We start from the raw sequence: 19740 nt of genomic DNA on the forward strand, positions 1-19740 counted from the left end.
CTTTAATCGATACGATCCTTTTTTCGCCGCTATGCCTGGCGCATGGCGGCTCTAACCGACAGGAGACTGCGGTGCGCTGGTTACCGTTTTTAGTACTTTTTGTTCTCGCCTGGATTGAGATCACTATTTTTATCCAGGTTGCCCATGTGATGGGCGTGCTGCTGACGCTGCTGCTGGTGGTGTTCAGCTCGTGCATCGGTATTTCGCTGGTGAAAAACGAAGGCATGAAGAACTTTATGCTGATGCAGCAAAAGCTGGCGGCGGGGGAAAGCCCGGCGGCAGAGATGCTAAAAAGCGTCTCGCTGATCCTGGCCGGTTTTCTGCTGCTGCTGCCCGGCTTTTTTACCGACTTCCTGGGCCTGCTGCTGCTGCTGCCGCCGGTGCAAAAACACCTGACGCTGAAGCTGATGCCGCACCTGCGTAGCTGGCGCGGGCCTGGCGCGGGGCCGGACAGCGGCTATACCGTGGACGGCGAGTATGAGCGTAAAGACACCACGCTTATCGAACACGACGACAAGCACGACAGGCAGTAATCTTCAGAAAGGCGGGCAACCCGCCTTTTCTTTTATCCGCCGTTTCGCTGACTGTTATTTGTGCAGTTGTGACGCAGAAGCAAAATTTTTATTTTTTACCCCTTGAAAGGGCCGGGCGCTGTCCCTATCTCTTGCGTCACGAGGCCGGTGCCAGTGAAGCCCGGCATTCATCCCAAAATGACTGATTGGACTTCTCAAAGGAGAGCTATCAATGAAAATTCGTCCATTGCACGACCGTGTTATCGTCAAGCGTAAAGAAGTGGAATCTAAATCGGCTGGTGGCATCGTTCTGACCGGCTCAGCAGCAGGGAAATCTACCCGCGGCGAAGTGCTGGCTGTTGGCAATGGCCGTATCCTGGAAAATGGCGAAGTGAAGCCACTGGACGTAAAAGTCGGTGACGTCGTGATTTTCAGCGAAGGCTACGGTGCGAAAACTGAGAAAATCGACAACCAGGAAGTGCTGATCATTTCTGAAAGCGACATTCTGGCAATTGTTGAAGCGTAATTTACGTAACTCATTGAACGAAACGAATTTAAGGGATATTGATAATGGCAGCTAAAGACGTAAAATTTGGCAACGACGCTCGTGTTAAAATGCTCCGCGGCGTTAACGTACTGGCAGACGCAGTAAAAGTAACCCTGGGCCCGAAAGGCCGTAACGTAGTGCTGGATAAATCCTTCGGCGCACCAACCATCACCAAAGACGGCGTTTCCGTTGCACGTGAAATCGAGCTGGACGACAAGTTCGAAAACATGGGCGCGCAGATGGTGAAAGAAGTTGCCTCTAAAGCGAACGACGCAGCGGGCGACGGCACCACCACCGCCACCGTGCTGGCACAGTCTATCATCACCGAAGGTCTGAAAGCCGTAGCCGCGGGCATGAACCCGATGGATCTGAAGCGCGGTATCGATCAGGCCGTTATCGCTGCGGTTGATGAGCTGAAAAAACTTTCCGTTCCTTGCTCCGATTCCAAAGCCATTGCTCAGGTTGGTACCATCTCCGCTAACTCCGATGAGAGCGTGGGTACCCTGATTGCTCAGGCGATGGAAAAAGTGGGCAAAGAAGGCGTGATCACCGTTGAAGAAGGCACCGGCCTGCAGGACGAGCTGGACGTGGTTGAAGGTATGCAGTTCGATCGCGGCTACCTGTCTCCTTACTTCATCAACAAGCCGGAAACCGGTGCGGTTGAGCTGGAATCACCGTTCATCCTGCTGGCTGACAAAAAAATCTCCAACATCCGCGAAATGCTGCCGGTGCTGGAAGCTGTGGCAAAAGCAAGCAAGCCGCTGCTGATCATCGCTGAAGACGTTGAAGGCGAAGCGCTGGCGACTCTGGTGGTTAACACCATGCGCGGCATCGTGAAAGTGGCTGCGGTTAAAGCACCTGGCTTCGGCGACCGTCGTAAAGCTATGCTGCAGGATATCGCTGTGCTGACCGGTGGTACCGTTATCTCTGAAGAGATCGGTATGGAGCTGGAAAAAGCGACGCTGGAAGACCTGGGTCAGGCAAAACGCGTTGTGATCAACAAAGACACCACTACCATCATCGATGGCGTGGGCGAAGAGTCTGTGATCTCTGGCCGCGTAACGCAGATCCGTCAGCAGATCGAAGAAGCGACCTCTGACTACGATCGTGAAAAACTGCAGGAGCGCGTAGCGAAACTGGCAGGCGGCGTGGCCGTGCTGAAAGTAGGCGCAGCAACTGAAGTTGAAATGAAAGAGAAGAAAGCTCGCGTTGAAGATGCTCTGCACGCTACCCGTGCGGCAGTAGAAGAAGGCGTGGTTGCCGGTGGCGGCGTGGCGCTGGTGCGCGTGGCGGCTTTGCTGTCCGAGCTGAGAGGCCAGAACGAAGACCAGAACGTGGGTATCAAAGTTGCGCTGCGCGCAATGGAATCCCCACTGCGTCAGATCGTTTCTAACGCAGGCGAAGAGCCATCTGTGGTCGCTAACAACGTGAAAGCGGGCGACGGTAACTACGGTTACAACGCGCAGACCGAAGAATACGGCAACATGATCGACTTCGGTATCCTGGACCCAACCAAAGTGACCCGTTCTGCGCTGCAGTACGCGGCTTCCGTTGCGGGCCTGATGATCACCACCGAGTGCATGGTCACTGACCTGCCAAAAGCTGATGCGCCAGACTTAGGTGCAGGCGGCGGCATGGGTGGTATGGGCGGCATGGGCGGCATGATGTAAGTCGGCACCCAGCCCCTGAAAGAAAAAAACCTGCCAGCGATGGCAGGTTTTTTTATGCCTAAAAGCCGATGCGAAAGCCCAGATTGGCGGTCAGAGGGGATTCAACAGCACGCCCTTTTTGATAGGTGAGTTCGCTATACAGTGAAGCATCCCTGGCAAGGCTGATATCGATCCCCGCGCCGTAGCTTCCTGCGCTGGCGTTAGCGGCATCGTTAAAATCCCAGCGATCGTTCAGCCGGACTTTAGCGGATTTGGCGAGTCCGTGCGTTACGCTGGCCTTCAGGTAAGGATCAAGCACGGCTTTACCGAGCCGGACGCGTTTACCCATCTGCAATCCTGTTTCGGCCTGCACCAGGGATGGCTGATAAATTTGCGCTCTCATGCCGTTGCTCAGCGTCATTTGGCTTCCGTCAGCCCGAAAAACCATCATTCTGGCAAAAGGCTCCACCCAATAGTCATCCGCCAGTACGATATGCCAGCCGCCCTCCAGTGCGCCGCCCAGGCCGTACTGATTGTAGCCGCCGCTGACCGCCACGCCGTCGCTCATGCGCGTGTGCAGCCGGCTGTTAAAGCGGTTCATTTTGATTGTCGTATCCAGATACAGGCCGCTATCGGCAAACCAGCTGGCGTACGCCCCGATACCGTAGCTGTCAATCTGGCTGTTGCCGCCACGAACATCCCTGACGGAATTATTGGTGATGGAGGCCATTACGCCGACAAGCAAGTTGCCTTGTCCTGCCGCAACGGCTTTATCACCGCCCAGTTCAAAGCCGTTCTGGCCCAGCTTCCAGCGGCTCGTCGCGCTGTTTATCCGGGTGTTTTGGTGAAGATAACGGCCCCAGAGCCCGCCATCTCCGGCTTCCCGGTCACGAAGATCGCCTCGACGCTGACGCAGGTTTTGCAGTTCGTTAGTAAAAATAAGCCCTGGCGCCGCAGCCATGTTCAATACGGCATCTGCCGAAGGCGTAAGCGAAGGCTGCGGAGGGTTATCAGGCGCATCGGGCGCATCGGGCGCGTCAGGCGTATCGGGCGCATCAGGCCGGGCGCTGTTAGCCAGATACCATGCATTATCTTTCTGGATCAGATCGTACTGCCAGACGCCCGCATCCACTTTCCCGCCATACAGCGCAAACAGCGCCGTATTACTCGGCCCCTGCACTACCTTGAGCATGGCGTCTGGATCGTCAGGCTCCGCACCGCTGTTCGCCACGCGCAGTAAAAACGTGCCATAGAGGTCGCGGGTAATATTGAGCATATCGCCCTGCATCTTCTGCAAACTGGTATTCAGCGCAAACAGGCCGGCGCCGGTGAGGCTGTCGATCGTTAAGGTATGATATTTATCATTCGGGTCAACATCCGGCATCAGAATCGAGCCGCCGATAAATAACAATTGTTTAATGTGGTTATCCGCCGTCATTTTCCACTGCGCGCTTCGGCCGATCTCCAGCGTACCCACACCGGTTATATTGCCTTCCAGCTGGCTGGCGCCGCTTAAAAGAACGTTCACCCGGCTGCTGTCATCCGCAAAAATATCACCCCTGGCATAAATGTTATAGAGTGAGAAATCCACCCGGCTGTTATTAAGCGCTTCCAGCAGCTTACCTTCTTTACTGGTGACAGAAGGGGAGCCTGACGAATAATTGTTGCGGAGGGCGATGGCGGCATTACCCTGGTTAACGCTGAAAACGGCTTTCTGTGCGTTGATGGAAGAGTCGCTGACGTCAAACTGGGTTTTATTTTCTCCCGTTATAAATACGCCAACGTTGTTGCTGTTGATAACGGAGTGTTGACTGACGAAAACATTAGCGCCTTCCACATGCAACGCCCCGCAGCCGTTGATGGCGGCGCTCCCCGCATAACAGGCTATTTCATCGCCGTTGCTGGCGGTATTTAACGTTGAGTTATAAATGATCATATCGCTGTTAGCGGCTTCGAGCGCTGAGGCTGCCTTAGCCGACAGTGTGGAGTTGCTGATAAACAAATTGTCCAGCACGCCGTCGTCAGCGCTGTTACGCATTCTGATCGCCGTTCCGTCGCTGGTAATAACAGAATTCATAATATCAACGTTATCGACATCCTGAAGCAGGATGCCGGTGACGCCTATCGCCATTGCGCCCGCATAATCACTGGTGCTGTTGATATCAATCTTTTGCAAAATGGCGGAATCAGTATTTCTGATATCCATCACCGCAAAGTTATGGTTATTAAGTTTACTGTTTTCAACAATCAGGCTGCCGCTATAGACAGATAAAGGGGAAACTCGTCCCTGTCCATTAAAAACGTCGTCCTTAATGGTTACCGTTTTATTATGGTTATTTTGTCCGGTCCTGATACTGCCGTTTACGACAGAGGCATTAATATAAATGTCACCCAGACTGGCTGAGGAGAGCGGCCTGATATTTCCGGTATAGGTACTGTCAGAAAAAATAATATGGCTGTTATTGCTGTCTATATCGCCTGAAAAGATCGCATTGCTGTTCAACGACAGCGTTGAATCGCTAAACAGATGCGATTGCGGCGAGGGGGTAAACCCCGCTTCCGCGTTGCTGATGGTTAAGCTGCCGCCATTGGTAACGTTAAAAAGGGTTTCTTCGCTTTGCGGCGTATAAATATAAACATGCTCGTTATTAATGTTGACTATATTAGGGGCGCTAAAGGCGAGAGGTAAGTAATTTGTTAAAATTAATAAGCTGCACCCTGTGCCAACGAGTTTCAGTTTTTTTATTACCGGTGTTGAAAACATTGTGATGCCTTAAGAAATAAAGGAGAAAGCGTGGTGGGTAGGATTTATTTTATTTATAATAACATCCCTTTTCTTATTAAATTAAACCGGCATTCAACGCTATAAAGAATAATCCTAAACATCATCGGGTTGCGACGGCATCTTGCAATGGGTATGTATATAAAATGCGATAGTTATGAAAACTAATATTGGCATTTTATGATCAAGCAGGCGCTTTCCCCTTTCTTTTGCCATGCCCGTCGACTCTTTTTTTCATCGGCGCAGCAGAAGTTCAGGCGTATCGCCGATTTTATGTTAATCTGCGGATGAGTCTGTTAATAATAATGGAGATTAAAATGCGGATTAACGTCTTGCTGGGGCTCTCTGTCGCGGCGGTGCTGCTGGCGGGCTGTAGCAGCTCTACCAAACTGAGTTCAGCAGGTGAACGCGTCACCTTCACCGACCAACAACCGGCAAGCAGCTGTCAGCTGCTGGGCAACCTGACCGGCTCACAAAGCAACTGGCTGAGCGGTGCGGGCGGCGGTGAAAGCAGCTCTCTGCGCGGCGCGGCTAACGATCTACGCAATCGCGCGGCGGAAATGGGCGGCAACGTGATTTACGGCGCAACCAGCCCAACGCAGAACATTTGGTCAAGCTTCGCGCCGCTGGACAGCAAAATGAGCGGTCAGGTTTATAAGTGTCCCTGAGGCGTTAGCAGCACGGATTACCCGGACAGGAGAAGACTGCCGCTTCTCCTGTTTTTTTATTGCTGACGCAGCTGCAAATCAAGCGGCGTTTTGCTTGGCTCACCGCCAATCTCCCTTGCCAGCTTCGGCACCATATAGCCGGAAACCTGGCTCAGCAGTTCCCGCATAATATTCCTCGCCTGCTCGTCGGAAACGTAGAAGTGCGCCGCGCCCTGGACTTTATCCAGCACGTGCAGATAGTAGGGCAGGATCCCGGCGTCGAATAGCGCGTTACTGAGCTCCGCCAGCGTGGCGGCGCTGTCGTTGATGCCGCGCAGCAGCACGCTCTGGTTCAGCAACGTGACGCCCGCTCGCTTCAGCTGCCGCATGGCTTCCAGCAGCTCGTCGTCAATCTCGCGCGCGTGATTGATATGGGTGACCAGCAGCGTTTGCAGCCGTGTCTCTGCCAGCCGCTGGCAAAGCGCAGCCGTGATGCGCGCAGGGATAACCACCGGCAAACGAGTGTGGATACGCAGCCTTTTCACGTGCGGGATCTGCTCCAGCTCGGTTATCAGCCACGCCAGCTCGCTGTCTTTCGCCATCAGCGGATCGCCGCCGGAGAAAATTATTTCATCCAGTTGCGGCTGCTGTCGGATATACTCCAGCGCCTGCTGCCAGTTGCGCTTGTTGCCCTGGTTATCCGAATAGGGAAAATGACGGCGGAAGCAGTAACGGCAGTTGACGGCGCAGCCGCCTTTCACCAACAGCAGCGCGCGATTATGATATTTATGTAACAGACCCGGCACTACGCTGCTTTGCTCGTCGAGCGGATCGGTACTGTAACCTGGCGCATCGATAAACTCCTGGCTTTGGGTGATCACCTGGAGCAGCAGCGGATCCTGCGGATCGCCCTTTTGCATTCTTGCCGCAAAAGCGCGCGGCACGCGCAGAGCAAAAAGACGGCGCGCGTTGGCGCCGCCCCGAAGCTCAGGATGTGAATCAAGGCCTAAAAGCTGTAATAATTCATCAGGGTCGGTGATTACATCTGCAAGTTGATGCAACCATTCTTCTCGCGAAGGGGTATTTAGGGTTACAATGTGTGCCATTTTTTTGGCTAAGTACCAGTATTAAATTGTAGAGGGCCTTTATGGCGACTTATTCTAGCAACGATTTCCGTCCCGGTCTTAAAATCATGTTCGAAGGCGAGCCTTATGCCGTCGAATCCAGCGAGTTTGTTAAGCCAGGTAAAGGCCAGGCGTTCGCACGTGTGAAAATGCGTCGTCTGCTGACCGGCACTCGCGTTGAGAAGACCTTTAAGTCTACCGACTCCGCCGAAGGCGCAGACGTAGTAGATACCAACCTGAACTACCTGTACAACGACGGCGAGTTCTACCACTTTATGCACCCGGAAACCTTCGAACAGCACCCTGTCGAAGAGAAGACTGTTGGCGACGCGGCAAAATGGCTGCTGGACAACGCAGAGTGTATCGTGACGCTGTGGAACGGCAAGCCGATTCAGGTTCTGCCGCCAAACTTCGTTGAGCTGGAGATCGTGGATACCGATCCAGGCCTGAAAGGCGATACTGCCGGTACCGGCGGCAAGCCAGCCAAACTTTCTACCGGCGCGGTAGTGAAAGTGCCTCTGTTCGTACAGATTGGCGAAGTGATTAAAGTAGACACCCGTTCGGGCGAATACGTTTCTCGCGTAAAATAAGTGGTATGGGCCTGCCTGCGCGGGCCCTTATTTTTTCCCGCCCCATAAACCGCCTCTTTTATTGCTGTCACTCTAACGGCCTGCGCGCTGAGCGCAATATTTTCCACGGCTTCGGCAAAGACGCCCGGCACCCGGGCGGCGTCATCTCACACACTGTCAGCTGAGTTCCCGTCTTCCTTTCCGCCTCGCCAGACGCATTCGCGAAATTACGACTATGCTTAACACGCTGTACTTTACTTCTAATTAAAAGGAACTGGTTATGTTAAAGAAAAGTATTGTCGCGATCTTTTCCGTTCTGGTGCTCTCTTCTGCGCTTACCGCCTGTAATACCACCCGTGGGGTAGGCGAAGACGTGTCCGCAGGCGGACGAGCGATCCAGCGAAGCGCTCAGTAAAAGAGAGGCCGGTGTTTGCACACCGGCCTTCTTGTTTTCAGCCTTCACAGGGTATTAATCCTGCTTCACCCAAATCAGCTTGTTCACGTCAAAACCGGCCTGACGCGCCTTCGCCGTCAGCTCTTCTTTTACCTTGCCGTCGAGCTGCGGCGTGCGCGATAAAATCCACAGATAGTTTCTGTTTGGCCCGCAGACCAGCGCGTGCTGATAGTCTTTATCCAGCGCGATCACGTTGTAGCCGCCATAAAAAGGCCCGAAGAAGGAGACTTTCAGCGCCGCCTGGCTTGGCGAACCGGTAAAGTAGGCTTTGCCGATGCTTTCCTGCCAGCGCTGTTTTTTGACGTTAAAGCCGCGGTTGATCACCTTCAGCCCGCCGTCGTCGCGCTTGCTGTAGGTGGCGGTCACGTGATCCAGGCCGCGTTCGAAACGGTGATCCAGACGGGCGATTTCATACCAGCTGCCCAGATAAAGGTCGGCGTTGAAGCCTTCGATGGGCGTGACGCCTTTCGGCGGCGTGGTGGTACAGGCGACAGAGAGAAGGGCGCCGGCGCCTGCGGCCAGCATTTTCCAGAGAGACATAAGCGATTCCTTTGCGTTTGAACTGCTTAAGTATAGGCCATTTTGCGCAGGCGGCCCGAAGCCGCCCGGTTATCAAAGCGTCAGTACGCCAATCGCGGTGACGATGCTCAAAATGGCGGCCAGGCCATAGAAAATCCATTTGCTGGCGGGAAGATGAATTTTCAGATCGTGCGTCATGTGGTGCAGCCGATGCACCGCGCACCAGAGCGGCAGCACGATAGCCAGAAAAAGAAAGAGGCGGCCCGGCCAGCTTTGCGCAAAGCCAAGGATGCGCTCAAAGCTGAAGGCCGACGGCGCGCCCAGCCCCAGCGGCATCATGATACCCGCCAGCAGCACCACAACGGGCGACACCAGCGCGGCCCACATGCCGCCCGCGCCAAACATGCCCCAGAACAACGGCTCGTCAGAACGGTTTTTATTTTTCATTATCCCTCCCTTACCAGCAGAACAGCGGCCAGCATGGCAAGGCTAATCAGCGCCATCGCCAGCCACAGGCTTTTAACAATCGGCCCGGACGACAGCTTCTTGTCGCCAATAACGATAATCGACGCCTTAGGCGCCAGCTCAAACCAGGTTTTGCTGTGCAGCAGCGCCGCGGCCAGCGCAATCAGGTTCAACAGCAGCAGCATGGGATGCTGTAGAAAATTCACGAAGGCTGCCCAGCTTTCCGTGCCGTGCTTTAGCGCGTACAGCCCGAAAATCAGCTCTACGCTAAACAAGAGCGCCGGAAGCGCCGTGCCTTCGCGCAGCATATAGAAGCGATAGAAACCCGTTTTTCGCCACCAGTCGGCCGTAACCGGGCGGTGATAAGCATTGCGTTTAGAACTCATCTGGCAACTCCTTATTGTGGCCTGAGGCTGGCGATCAGATAGTCTTTGGCGCTTTCCACTTTGCTCTGCTGGATAGCGGCGGCCGGATCGACATGTTTCGGGCAGACCTCCGAGCAGAAGCCAACAAAAGTGCAGGGCCAGACGCCGTTATCGCCGTTCAGCTGCGGCATTCGCGCGCGTTTGCCTTTGTCGCGGCTGTCGAGGTTGTAGCGGTGGGCCAGCGTAATAGCGGCCGGGCCGATAAATTCCGGGTTAAGCCCGAACTGCGGACAGGCGGCGTAGCACAGGCCGCAGTTGATGCAGCCGGCAAACTGGTGGTAGCGCGCCATTTGCGCCGGCGTCTGCCGGTTGGGGCCGTTCTGCGCCTGCGACGAATCGCCGATAATCCAGGGCTTGATTGCCGCCAGGCTCTCGATAAAGCGGCTCATATCCACCACCAGATCGCGCTCGATGGGGAAGTTAGCCAGCGGCTCTACGCGGATCCCCTGCGGATAGTGGCGCAGGAAGGTTTTACAGGCGAGCTTTGGCACGCCGTCCACCATCATGCCGCAGGAGCCGCAGATAGCCATGCGACATGACCAGCGAAAGGACAGATCGCCGGCCAGGTTGTCTTTGATATATCCCAACGCGTCCAGCAGCGAGGTTTGCTCGTCCCAGGGAACCGGGTAGGTGACAAAGTAAGGTGCCTTATCCGTTTCCGGGTTATAGCGTTGGATGGCAATGTTGCAATGCGCCAGGTCAGCCATTTTGCGCCTCCTTATGTTCTGATTCCGCGCCGTAAACGCGTTTCGCCGGCGGCAGCCGGGTAATCACGACGTCGCCCCAGGCGATGGTCGGCGCGCCCTGCGCGTTGAAAAAGCTCAGCGAGTGCTGCAAAAAACGCTCGTCGTCGCGCTCGCGGCAGCCCTCATCCAGACGCTGGTGTGCGCCGCGCGACTCTTTACGCGCGAAAGCCGCGTGCGCCATACATTCCGCCACGTTCAGCCCGTGCTCCAGCTCAATGGCATAGAGCAGTTCGGTGTTGAAGACGCTGGAGCTGTCGCGGATGCGCACGCGGCCGAAGCGCGCTTTCAGCTCCGCCAGCTTGTCGATAGTCTGCTGCATCAGTTCCGGCGTGCGGTAGATACCGCAGCCTTCCTCCATCGTCATGCCCATTTCATCGCGCAGCGTCGACCAGCGCTCGTCGCCGGGCTGATTAACCAGCGCCTTCAGCCGCTGCTCGCAGTCGCGGGCCTGGGCGTCCAGCGCGGCGGTGGCGAAGTTACGATTTTCCAGCGCCCTGACGGCGGCGTTTTCACCGGCCAGACGGCCAAACACTACCAGTTCCGCCAGCGAATTCGATCCCAGCCGGTTAGCGCCGTGCAGGCCCACCGACGAGCATTCGCCCACGGCAAACAGCCCACGAATAGTGGTTTCACAGCTGGCGTCCGTAGCGATACCGCCCATGGTGTAGTGCGCCGTCGGACGGATAGGGATAGGGCTGGTAACGGGATCGACGCCGACGTAGGCTTTGCTCAGCTCGCAGATAAACGGCAGCCGCTCCAGCAGTTTTTTCTCGCCCAGATGGCGCAAATCGAGATGGACGACCTCGCCGCGCGGCGTATGAATGGTGCGGCCTTTCTGCGACTCATGCCAGAAAGCCTGCGACACCTTGTCGCGCGGCCCCAGCTCCATATATTTGTTTTTGGGCTGGCCGAGCGGCGTTTCCGGCCCCATACCGTAATCCTGCAGATAGCGATAGCCGTCTTTATTAACCAGGATGCCGCCCTCGCCGCGACAGCCTTCGGTCATCAGGATACCGGATCCGGGCAGTCCGGTCGGGTGATACTGCACAAACTCCATGTCCCGCAGCGCCACGCCGTGACGCAGCGCCATTCCCATGCCGTCGCCCGTAACGATGCCGCCGTTGGTGTTATAGCGATAGACGCGCCCCGCGCCGCCGGTTGCCAGCACCACCGATTTCGCCAGAATTTTTATCAGCGCGCCTTCCATCATGTTCATGGCAACCAGCCCGCGCGCCTCGCCGTTATCCACCAGCAGATCGAGAACGAAATGCTCATCGAAGCGAGTAATCTGCGGATATTTCAGCGAGGTCTGAAACAGCGTATGCAGCATATGGAAGCCGGTCTTGTCGGCGGCGAACCAGGTGCGCTCGATTTTCATGCCGCCGAAGCGGCGCACGTTGACCGAGCCATCTTCACGACGGCTCCAGGGGCAGCCCCAGATCTCCAGCTGGGCCATCTCCTGCGGGCAGTGCTGCACGAAGTAGTCCACCACATCCTGTTCGCACAGCCAGTCGCCGCCGGAAACGGTATCCTGAAAATGCAGATCGAAGCTGTCATGCGCCTGCGTGACGGCGGCGGAACCGCCTTCAGCGGCGACGGTATGGCTGCGCATGGGATAGACTTTTGAAACCAGCGCAATGGAAAGCGTGGGGTGGGCCTCCGCAGCGGCGATGGCCGCCCGCAGCCCGGCACCGCCCGCGCCGACAATCACCAGATCGGCAGTAAAAGTTTGCACGATATTCTCCCTGTCAGGCCGTTATAGAAAGGATGAGGGGATACCCTCGGTTAACGGAGACAGCAGTATAAAACCGGCAGTAGCGGGTAAAATTGATATGCTCAGGCAAACAGGTGAAAAAATGACGGCAATAATGTTAAGGGGTTAACGTTTTCCGCAGTGGACGCTGTATCGGGCGCGCGTTTTTTTTACCGGCGCAGGTTTGTTTGTACGAAGCGCCTCGGGTAGACTGCTTCACCCTGATCCCTGAGGAGTACAAACTATGAGCGATACGGCCAGCTGGCAGCCGAGCGCGCCCGTCACCAACTTGTTAAAACGGGCAGCGATAATGGCTGAAATCCGGCGTTTCTTTGCCGATCGTGGGGTGCTGGAAGTGGAAACCCCGGCGATGAGCCAGGCAACCGTAACCGACATCCACCTGTTTCCTTTTCAGACGCGTTTTGTCGGGCCGGGTGCGGCGCAGGGGCTGGATCTCTACCTGATGACCAGCCCGGAATACCATATGAAGCGGCTGCTGGCAGCGGGCAGCGGGCCGATTTTCCAGCTTTGCCGCTGCTTCCGTAATGAGGAAGCGGGACGCCATCACAACCCTGAGTTCACCATGCTGGAGTGGTATCGGCCGCATTACGATATGTACCGGCTGATGAACGAGGTGGACGATCTGCTACAGCAGGTGCTGGAGTGCGCGCCTGCGGAAACGCTCTCCTATCAGCAGGCTTTTCTGCGTCATCTGGAGATGGATCCGCTGTCGGCAGATAAAGCGCAAATGCGTGAAGTGGCGGAAAAGCTGGGCGTGGGCGATTTGGCTAACCGCGAGGAAGACCGCGACACGCTGCTTCAGCTGCTGTTTGTCACGGGCGTGGAGCCGCAAATCGGCAAAGAGAAACCGGCGTTTGTGTACCATTTCCCGGCCAGCCAGGCGGCGCTGGCGGAGATCAGCACTGAAGATCACCGCGTGGCGGAACGCTTCGAGGTCTATTTCAAAGGCATTGAGCTGGCCAACGGCTTCCGTGAGCTGACCGACAGCCGCGAGCAGCGCCAGCGTTTTGAGCAGGATAACCGCAAGCGGGCCGCGCTTGGCCTGCCGCAGCAGCCGATTGACACTAATCTGCTGGACGCGCTGGCGCACGGCATGCCGGAATGCTCCGGCGTGGCGCTGGGCGTGGATCGCATTGTGATGCTGGCGCTTAAGGCGTCGCAGCTGAGCGAAGTGATCGCGTTCTCCGTCGACCGCTGTTAAGTCGCCAGAAAAAAGGCCAGGGATTGCGCCCTGGCCTGCGTCTACAGCCCGCCTGATTTAACCGTTCTGGCCTGTATTAACAGCCCGCCTGATTTAGCCGTTCTGCGTCTACAGCCCGCCTGATTTATACGTTCTGGCCGCCGGCACGCCGTTGTTGACCGGCGTTTTGCGCCCGATGGTTTCCATACGCACCTGGAACGGTGGGAAAGGCATCTCCAGCCCGTGCTCGTGATAGCCCTGCAAAATAAGCTGATGCAGCTCGTGGCGCAGCGGCATCCTGTGGCCCATCTCCGCCGCGTGAATGCGCAGCTCAAACAGCTGAATGCCCTGCTGCAAATCCACCAGGAACGCTTCCGGCGGCGGCGTGTCGAGCACGTACTGACAGCGCTGCGCGGCGGTCAGCAGCACGTTGGTTACCTCTTCGCTGTTGGCTTCCGCCGCCGCAGGAATAGTCAGCACCACGCGCGTAACCGAATCGGAGAGCGACCAGTTAATAAACTGCTCGGTAATAAAGGCCTTATTCGGCACGATAATCTCTTTGCGATCCCAGTCGGTGATTGTCGTCGCGCGCGTGTTAATCCGCGTAATGCTGCCGGTCAGATCGCGAATGGTAACGGTATCGCCGATGCGGATCGGCTTTTCAAACAGGATAATCAGGCCGGAAATAAAGTTGGCGAAAATTTCCTGTAATCCAAAGCCCAGCCCCACGCCCAGCGCCGCCACCAGCCATTGCAGCTTCGACCAGTCGATGCCGATCATTGAGAACCCGGCCAGGCCGCCAACCAGAATCAGCGTGTATTTGGTCAGCGTGGTGATGGCATAACCGGTACCGGGCGTCAGATTAAGGTGCTGGAGCAGCGCCAGCTCAAGCAGCGCCGGCATATTACGCACCAGCTGCGTGGTAATAATCAGCACCAGGATCGCAATCAGCACCGAGCCGAGCGTGATCGGCTCCAGGCTTTCCACGCCCTGCACCGTGGTGCTGGCATCCCACAGCCTGATGTTCTCCAGAAAGCCGAACGCCGAATGGATCTCTGACCAAAGCACAATAACCGACACCAGCGCAATCAGCGTCAGGATGGAGCGTACCAGCCGCAGCGACTGGGCGCTGATGGCGTCCAGATCGATAACCGGCTCGTCGACTTCCGTTTCCGTGCTTTGCGTAGCCGTGGTTTCCTCTTCACCTTTGGCGCGCTGGGCCAGTATTTCCGCCCGTCGGTTGCGCGCGCGATCGAAAGCGATGCGGCGACGCTGAATAAGCATCCAGCGGCGAATAATGTGATAGATAATCAGCAGCAGGAACCAGATAGCCAGCGAGGTTTCCACCCTGGCCAGCAGCGCCTGCGCGGTGGCCAGATAGCCGATGCAGGAAGCCAGCGCGGCGATCAGCGGAATGCAGATCATCATGTTCCACAAGATATTGCTGATAAAGTTTTCGCCGTTGCCCTCTTTATCCAGGTAAAGAGGAATGCCCGCGCGTTTCAGGCTGATGGTCACCAGGCTCAACGCGCCGCAGATCAGGATAAAGCAGAGGCGGCCCAGCGTGGCGGAGAAATGGCGCTCGTCCAGGTTATCAAAGCCTATCAGCAGCATAATCAGCGGCACCACAAAGCCGATGCAGAGCGTATAGAAGCGCATCGCGCGCGCCACCCGATTCTGCTGCCAGCGGAAGTGGACGATAAACAATCCTTTAGAGCGGGCAAAGCCCGCGCTGATCATAAAGGCCCACAGCAGCGGCACGGTGGCGGTGATGCCGTCGCCAATCGCCACGGCGACGGGGTAGGGCCAGGCGTGCTGCAAACCGTAGCCCAGCGCCATCCACAGCACCGGCAGCGGCAGCGCCACCAGAATCGACCAGAACACGGTGCGCATGGTCAGCCCAAAGCGATCCTGAGTGACTTTGCCCACCTTACTGGCGGAACGGTCCAGGAAATCACGATAGTGTCGGCGCGAACTCAGGCTGAAGCCTACCAGCAAAACCGCACCGATAATGGGCAGCACGGTTTCCCGGTTGGTAAACATCATCACCAGCGCGCCGCCCAGCTGGCCCAGCGTATTCAGCGACAGCAGATTGCGTAGATCGCGCATCAGCAGCAGCGGGAAGTCGAGATGCAGCGCGCCGACATCCGCCGTCCAGAACAGATAGCGATGCGTCGCCTCTTTGATTTCCCGCAGCGCGTCCTCAAGCTGACCGTTGGCGACTTTAAGCTTGGTCACTTCCAGGATCAGGTTGTCGCTGCCGGAAAGCAGCGAGCCAATCAGCTCGCGCTGGGTTTTCAGCTGGGCGTCGAGGATGCGGCGCTGCTCGCTGGTTAGCGGCGTGCCGTCATCCTGGCGGAGCTGACGCAGCTGCTGCTGGCGCTCCAGCAGATCTTCATAGCGCAGCCGCTGGACGCGCAGCTGGGCCATATCGTTATCCAGCTGCTGCGGTTTGGGCATTTCCGGCAGGCGAGCCACCTGCGCGCGCAGGGCTTCACCCAGCACCGTGGAGACGCCGAGCCACTGCGACTGCTCGCGGATAGTGCTCAGCGCCTGGCGAACCTGAATAGTTTGATTAACGGCGGTACGCTGCTGCGAGGCGACCAGATCCATGCGCTGCGCCTGTTCATTCAGCGCGGCGGACAGCTCCCGGTTAATACGGAACTGTTCGCTGAGTCTTTGCGGCAGCTCGCCGCTGTTTTCCGCCAGCTGTTCCGTTTTTTCCAGCGCGATTTCGGCTTCGCGCTGACGGCGGCTGTTCAGCTGATTGCGCAGCGCCTGCAGATACGCATCCAGCTGGGTGGCTTTACGCTGGTGAAGCTCGCCGCGCATCCGCGCCAGCTCCTGACGGTTGTTGGCCGACAGCTGCGCCAGCTCCAGTTCATCGACGCGGGCTTTACGCGCTGCCGACTCTGCCTGGCGAGCGGAGAGCTGTGCCTGAGCGAGCGGCGTGGTGGGGGTGGGCTGAGCCTGAAGGCGCCGTTCAATCTCATTCAGCGCGCGTCGGGCGTCGGTTTGCTGCTGCGGCAGCTGGGCCAGAGAGTCGCTGATTTCCCTGGCGCGATCCTGCTCCTGCTGCGCCTGGCGACCTTCTTCCAGCAGCTGGCTGCTGATCTGCAGGATCTCCTGATCCAGCTCCGCCGCCGTCATGGTAGCGCTCACCGTTTTGCTGCTGTCGCCCAGCACGACCAGCTGCTGGCGTAATTCGCGGGAAAGGCGGGGAAAATCGTCAATAACCTGCTGATAGTCGCTGGCGTTGGCCTGCGACTTTTGTTGGTCATCGATCCAGTTTAGCGCTGACTGAAGCGCATCCACGATTTCCGCCTGATTGGGCGTGTCCTGACTGGACTTCGCCTCTTCCAGGGCCTGTTTAATCTGCGCAGCGTCGGGGGCGCTGGCGGCCCAGGCGGGCTGGAGCAGCGTCCAGCCCACGAAAAGAATAACTATCAGGCGTAACATACGTCTCTGCTATGGGTGATGTAAGACTTCTTCAGCACTGGTTTTTTGCAGCGCGATAGCCAGCGGCTGGCCCAGACGCGTGGTGGTTTCCGGCGTCAGGCTTTCCGCCAGTTTCACTTTACCTTCGGCGAACAGGTTGATAACGGTCGATCCCAGCTTAAAGCGGCCCATCTCCTGGCCTTTCAGCAGCACTACCGATCCCTCTTCTTCCGCGCCCGGCCAGCGCCAGCGTTTGATCACGCCTTCGCGCGGCGGCGTTACCGTGCCCGCCCAGACGGTTTCGATGCTGCCGACGATAGTGGCACCGACCAGAATCTGCGCCATCGGGCCGAACTCGGTATCAAACAGGCAGATAACGCGTTCGTTACGGGCAAACAGGTTAGGGATATTTTGCGCCGTCAAAGGGTTCACGGAGTAAAGATCGCCCGGCACGTAGATCATCTCACGCAGGATGCCGTTGCACGGCATATGCACGCGGTGATAGTCGCGCGGCGCCAGGTAAGTGGTGACAAACTCGCCGTTGCGGAACATATCGGTCATCGCGACGTCGCCCGCCAGCAGCGCTTCCAGGGTATAGGTATGGCCCTTCGCCTGGAAGATGCGATCCTCGTCGATATGGCCCAGCTGGCTGATTGCGCCATCGCATGGCAGCACCAGTAGATTAGGATCGGTTTCAATCGGGCGAGCCTCGTCACGCAGCGGACGCACGAAGAAATCGTTAAAGGTCCGGTAGCTGGCGGTATCGGGCTTCTGCGCCTCTTTCATATCAACTTTGTAGAACCAGACAAAAATATCGATAACGGCTTTAGTCAGCCAGCCGGCGCGCTTGCCTGCGCCCCAACCGGCCAGTTCAGTAAGGCCTTTTTTCGGCAAAACAGCATTCAGGCCGAGCTTCAGACGATCCAACACAATAGCCTCCTGGCTTTCTGAAATAATTAAGGGTGCGGATTGTAACAGCGTCCGTGCATTCAGGCTACGACGCCCGCCGCGCGGATCTCAGTCGCTGTTTTCAGAAAAACTGCGTCGCGTTTTTAGCTGCATATCCGACATGCTGTCCAGAATTCGGTGGTAGTTGGCAAAACGCGACTCGTCGATATCGCCGCGTTCTACCGCTTCGCGGATAGCGCAGCCCGGATCGGTGTCATGCTTGCAATCACGGAATTTGCAGTGACCTAAAAACTCACGGAATTCGACAAATCCGCGGGTGATTTGTTCCGGCTCCAGATGCCATAAACCGAATTCGCGCACGCCCGGCGAGTCGATAACGTCACCGCCGTTAGGGAAGTGGTAAAGACGGGCTGCGGTAGTGGTGTGCTGACCAAGACCGGAGACGTCGGAAACGTCGTTGGTGAGGATCTCTGCCGCAGAGTCCAGCCCCAGCAGCGCATTAAGCAGGCTGGATTTCCCTACGCCCGACTGGCCGGCGAAAATGCTGACGCGATCAACCAGCGCGGCTTCCAGTTCGCTCAGGCCCTGCTTGCGATGGCTGGAGACCATCACGACGCGATAGCCGATGTTGCGGTAAATAGTCATCTGCTCCTGCACAAAGGCCATGCCTTCGTCATCCAGCAGATCCGTTTTATTCAGCACCAGCAGCGGCTCGATATCCAGCGTTTCGCTGGCCACCAGATAGCGGTCGATAATATTCAGCGACAGCTCCGGCAGAATGGCCGAGACGATAACGATCTGATTGATATTGGCGGCAATCGGCTTTACGCCGTCGTAGAAGTCAGGACGGGTCAGTACCGAGGTGCGCTCGTGCACCGCTTCCACAATGCCTTTGGCGCTCTGCACGCCGGGCCGCCAGAGTACGCGGTCGCCGGTCACCAGCGAACGAAGGGTGCGGCGAATATTACAGCGGTGGACGCTGCCGTCCGCATCTTCCACGTCGGCGTGCATCCCGAAACGACTGATCACCACGCCGTCGCGCGCTTCACCAAACAGGCTATCATCCGGCTCCGGCTTGTCGGCGCGCTGCTTCAGACGGCGCTCATGGTTGGCACTGACGCGACGTTGCTGACCTTTAGACAGTTTGTTCTTGCTCACGCTTCCTCACAGGCTTAGCTTCGCCCTGACAGGGCAAAACGTTTATGATACACCCTAACGTTTGATGATATAAGCCACGGCGAGAAACCCTATGACAGTAAATGCCAGTAATCTGATCTGGATTGACCTTGAAATGACCGGCCTGGACCCGGAACAGGATCGTATTATCGAAATCGCCACGCTGGTGACCGATTCCGATCTGAATATCCTTGCGGAAGGACCGGTGTTCGCCGTCCATCAGTCCGATGCGCAGCTGGCGCTGATGGATGAGTGGAACGTGAACACCCATACCAACAGCGGGCTGGTGGAGCGAGTGAAAGCGAGTCAGTACGACGATCGCGCCGCCGAGCAGGCGACGCTGGCGTTCCTGAAAAAGTGGGTGCCGGAGAACAGTTCCCCAATCTGCGGCAACAGCATCGCTCAGGATCGTCGCTTCCTGTTTAAATATATGCCGGAGCTGGAGGCCTACTTCCACTATCGCTATCTGGACGTCAGCACGCTGAAAGAGCTGGCGCGCCGTTGGAAGCCGGAAATCCTTGCCGGTTTTAAAAAGCAGGGCACGCACCAGGCGATGGATGATATTCGGGAGTCGGTTGCCGAGCTGGCCTGGTACCGCGAGCATTTTATCCAACTCTAGGAGCGAAGCGCTGACAAAATTAGCGTTATGCTGGTTTTGTCAGCAATCAGGCGGCAAAGCGAAAAAAAGTGGCGTTGCAGGCTTGCGGCGATTCTCATTTCTCGTATAATGCGCTCCCCGTACAGGAAGAGTTTTTACCTGATACGCAGAGCGGGAATAGCTCAGTTGGTAGAGCACGACCTTGCCAAGGTCGGGGTCGCGAGTT

18 protein-coding genes are annotated in these 19740 nt (G+C 56.8%); 8 read left to right on the forward strand and 10 right to left on the reverse strand.

Annotation, left to right across the window (positions count from 1 at the left end; all coding sequences use genetic code 11):
* Window positions 1–71 precede the first annotated feature (71 nt).
* The 3 genes from QCD69_RS19800 to groL all read left to right on the forward strand — a co-directional run bounded on the left by QCD69_RS19800 (window position 72) and on the right by groL (window position 2729).
* Window positions 72–533 carry an FxsA family protein gene (locus tag QCD69_RS19800; RefSeq protein ID WP_253455937.1) on the forward strand — a complete coding sequence of 154 codons (462 nt, stop codon included), beginning with the start codon at window positions 72–74 and terminating at the stop codon, window positions 531–533.
* Window positions 534–744: 211 nt separating this feature from the next.
* A complete protein-coding gene (locus tag QCD69_RS19805; RefSeq protein ID WP_125290273.1) occupies window positions 745–1038 on the forward strand; it encodes a co-chaperone GroES in 294 nt (97 codons plus the stop codon).
* 44 nt (window positions 1039–1082) lie between these two features.
* On the forward strand, window positions 1083–2729 hold the full coding sequence (gene groL, locus QCD69_RS19810) for a chaperonin GroEL (protein ID WP_125290274.1): 1647 nt from the start codon (window positions 1083–1085) through the stop codon (window positions 2727–2729).
* Between the two features lie 58 nt (window positions 2730–2787).
* Here groL and QCD69_RS19815 read toward each other — a convergent pair whose 3' ends face one another.
* Complete coding sequence (locus QCD69_RS19815) at window positions 2788–4914, reverse strand: autotransporter outer membrane beta-barrel domain-containing protein (RefSeq protein WP_301253287.1); 2127 nt, start codon at window positions 4912–4914, stop codon at window positions 2788–2790.
* An 893-nt stretch (window positions 4915–5807) separates the two neighbouring features.
* On the opposite strand from QCD69_RS19815, the gene QCD69_RS19820 reads away from it, so the two are divergent.
* Window positions 5808–6158, forward strand: coding sequence for a DUF4156 domain-containing protein (locus QCD69_RS19820; RefSeq protein WP_253455934.1), 351 nt, complete (start codon window positions 5808–5810; stop codon window positions 6156–6158).
* 56 nt (window positions 6159–6214) lie between these two features.
* Here QCD69_RS19820 and epmB read toward each other — a convergent pair whose 3' ends face one another.
* Entirely contained in the window at window positions 6215–7243 is a 1029-nt protein-coding gene (gene epmB, locus QCD69_RS19825; protein ID WP_301253289.1) for an EF-P beta-lysylation protein EpmB, read from the reverse strand.
* A gap of 41 nt (window positions 7244–7284) precedes the next feature.
* Here epmB and efp point away from each other — a divergent pair, with 41 nt between their 5' ends.
* Window positions 7285–7851, forward strand: coding sequence for an elongation factor P (gene efp / locus QCD69_RS19830; RefSeq protein ID WP_125290277.1), 567 nt, complete (start codon window positions 7285–7287; stop codon window positions 7849–7851).
* A 259-nt stretch (window positions 7852–8110) separates the two neighbouring features.
* Window positions 8111–8245 carry an entericidin A/B family lipoprotein gene (locus QCD69_RS19835; protein WP_034939964.1) on the forward strand — a complete coding sequence of 45 codons (135 nt, stop codon included), beginning with the start codon at window positions 8111–8113 and terminating at the stop codon, window positions 8243–8245.
* A 54-nt stretch (window positions 8246–8299) separates the two neighbouring features.
* On the opposite strand, the gene QCD69_RS19840 is transcribed toward QCD69_RS19835, so the two are convergent.
* From QCD69_RS19840 to frdA, 5 genes are all read right to left on the reverse strand, one after another.
* Window positions 8300–8824 (reverse strand): lipocalin family protein, encoded by a 525-nt coding sequence (locus QCD69_RS19840; RefSeq protein WP_253455930.1) that lies wholly within the window; start codon window positions 8822–8824, stop codon window positions 8300–8302.
* A gap of 72 nt (window positions 8825–8896) precedes the next feature.
* Entirely contained in the window at window positions 8897–9250 is a 354-nt protein-coding gene (gene frdD / locus QCD69_RS19845) for a fumarate reductase subunit FrdD (RefSeq protein WP_253455928.1), read from the reverse strand.
* On the reverse strand, window positions 9250–9654 hold the full coding sequence (gene frdC, locus QCD69_RS19850; RefSeq protein WP_301253291.1) for a fumarate reductase subunit FrdC: 405 nt from the start codon (window positions 9652–9654) through the stop codon (window positions 9250–9252). The genes frdD and frdC overlap by 1 nt, the downstream gene beginning before the upstream one ends.
* Window positions 9655–9665: 11 nt before the next feature.
* Entirely contained in the window at window positions 9666–10400 is a 735-nt protein-coding gene (locus tag QCD69_RS19855) for a succinate dehydrogenase/fumarate reductase iron-sulfur subunit (RefSeq protein WP_253455924.1), read from the reverse strand.
* Window positions 10393–12174, reverse strand: a complete 1782-nt coding sequence (frdA, locus tag QCD69_RS19860) for a fumarate reductase (quinol) flavoprotein subunit (RefSeq protein ID WP_253455921.1) — start codon at window positions 12172–12174, stop codon at window positions 10393–10395. Before frdA ends, QCD69_RS19855 begins: the two co-directional genes overlap by 8 nt.
* Before the next feature lie 262 nt (window positions 12175–12436).
* On the opposite strand from frdA, the gene epmA reads away from it, so the two are divergent.
* Window positions 12437–13414, forward strand: a complete 978-nt coding sequence (epmA, locus tag QCD69_RS19865; RefSeq protein ID WP_253455919.1) for an elongation factor P--(R)-beta-lysine ligase — start codon at window positions 12437–12439, stop codon at window positions 13412–13414.
* 108 nt (window positions 13415–13522) lie between these two features.
* Here the strand turns inward: epmA and mscM are convergent, their stop codons facing one another.
* From mscM to rsgA, 3 genes are all read right to left on the reverse strand, one after another.
* Complete coding sequence (gene mscM, locus QCD69_RS19870) at window positions 13523–16852, reverse strand: miniconductance mechanosensitive channel MscM (RefSeq protein ID WP_253455916.1); 3330 nt, start codon at window positions 16850–16852, stop codon at window positions 13523–13525.
* Window positions 16853–16861: 9 nt separating this feature from the next.
* Window positions 16862–17761: an archaetidylserine decarboxylase gene (gene asd, locus QCD69_RS19875; RefSeq protein ID WP_253455913.1), complete on the reverse strand. Its 900-nt coding sequence runs from the start codon at window positions 17759–17761 to the stop codon at window positions 16862–16864.
* 87 nt (window positions 17762–17848) lie between these two features.
* Window positions 17849–18898, reverse strand: a complete 1050-nt coding sequence (gene rsgA, locus QCD69_RS19880) for a small ribosomal subunit biogenesis GTPase RsgA (RefSeq protein WP_253455910.1) — start codon at window positions 18896–18898, stop codon at window positions 17849–17851.
* Between the two features lie 91 nt (window positions 18899–18989).
* On the opposite strand from rsgA, the gene orn reads away from it, so the two are divergent.
* On the forward strand, window positions 18990–19535 hold the full coding sequence (gene orn, locus QCD69_RS19885) for an oligoribonuclease (RefSeq protein WP_253455908.1): 546 nt from the start codon (window positions 18990–18992) through the stop codon (window positions 19533–19535).
* The last annotated feature ends 205 nt before the right edge of the window (window positions 19536–19740 follow it).

It is taken from the genome of Erwinia sp. PsM31, assembly GCF_030433775.1.
Lineage (GTDB): Bacteria > Pseudomonadota > Gammaproteobacteria > Enterobacterales > Enterobacteriaceae > Erwinia > Erwinia aeris.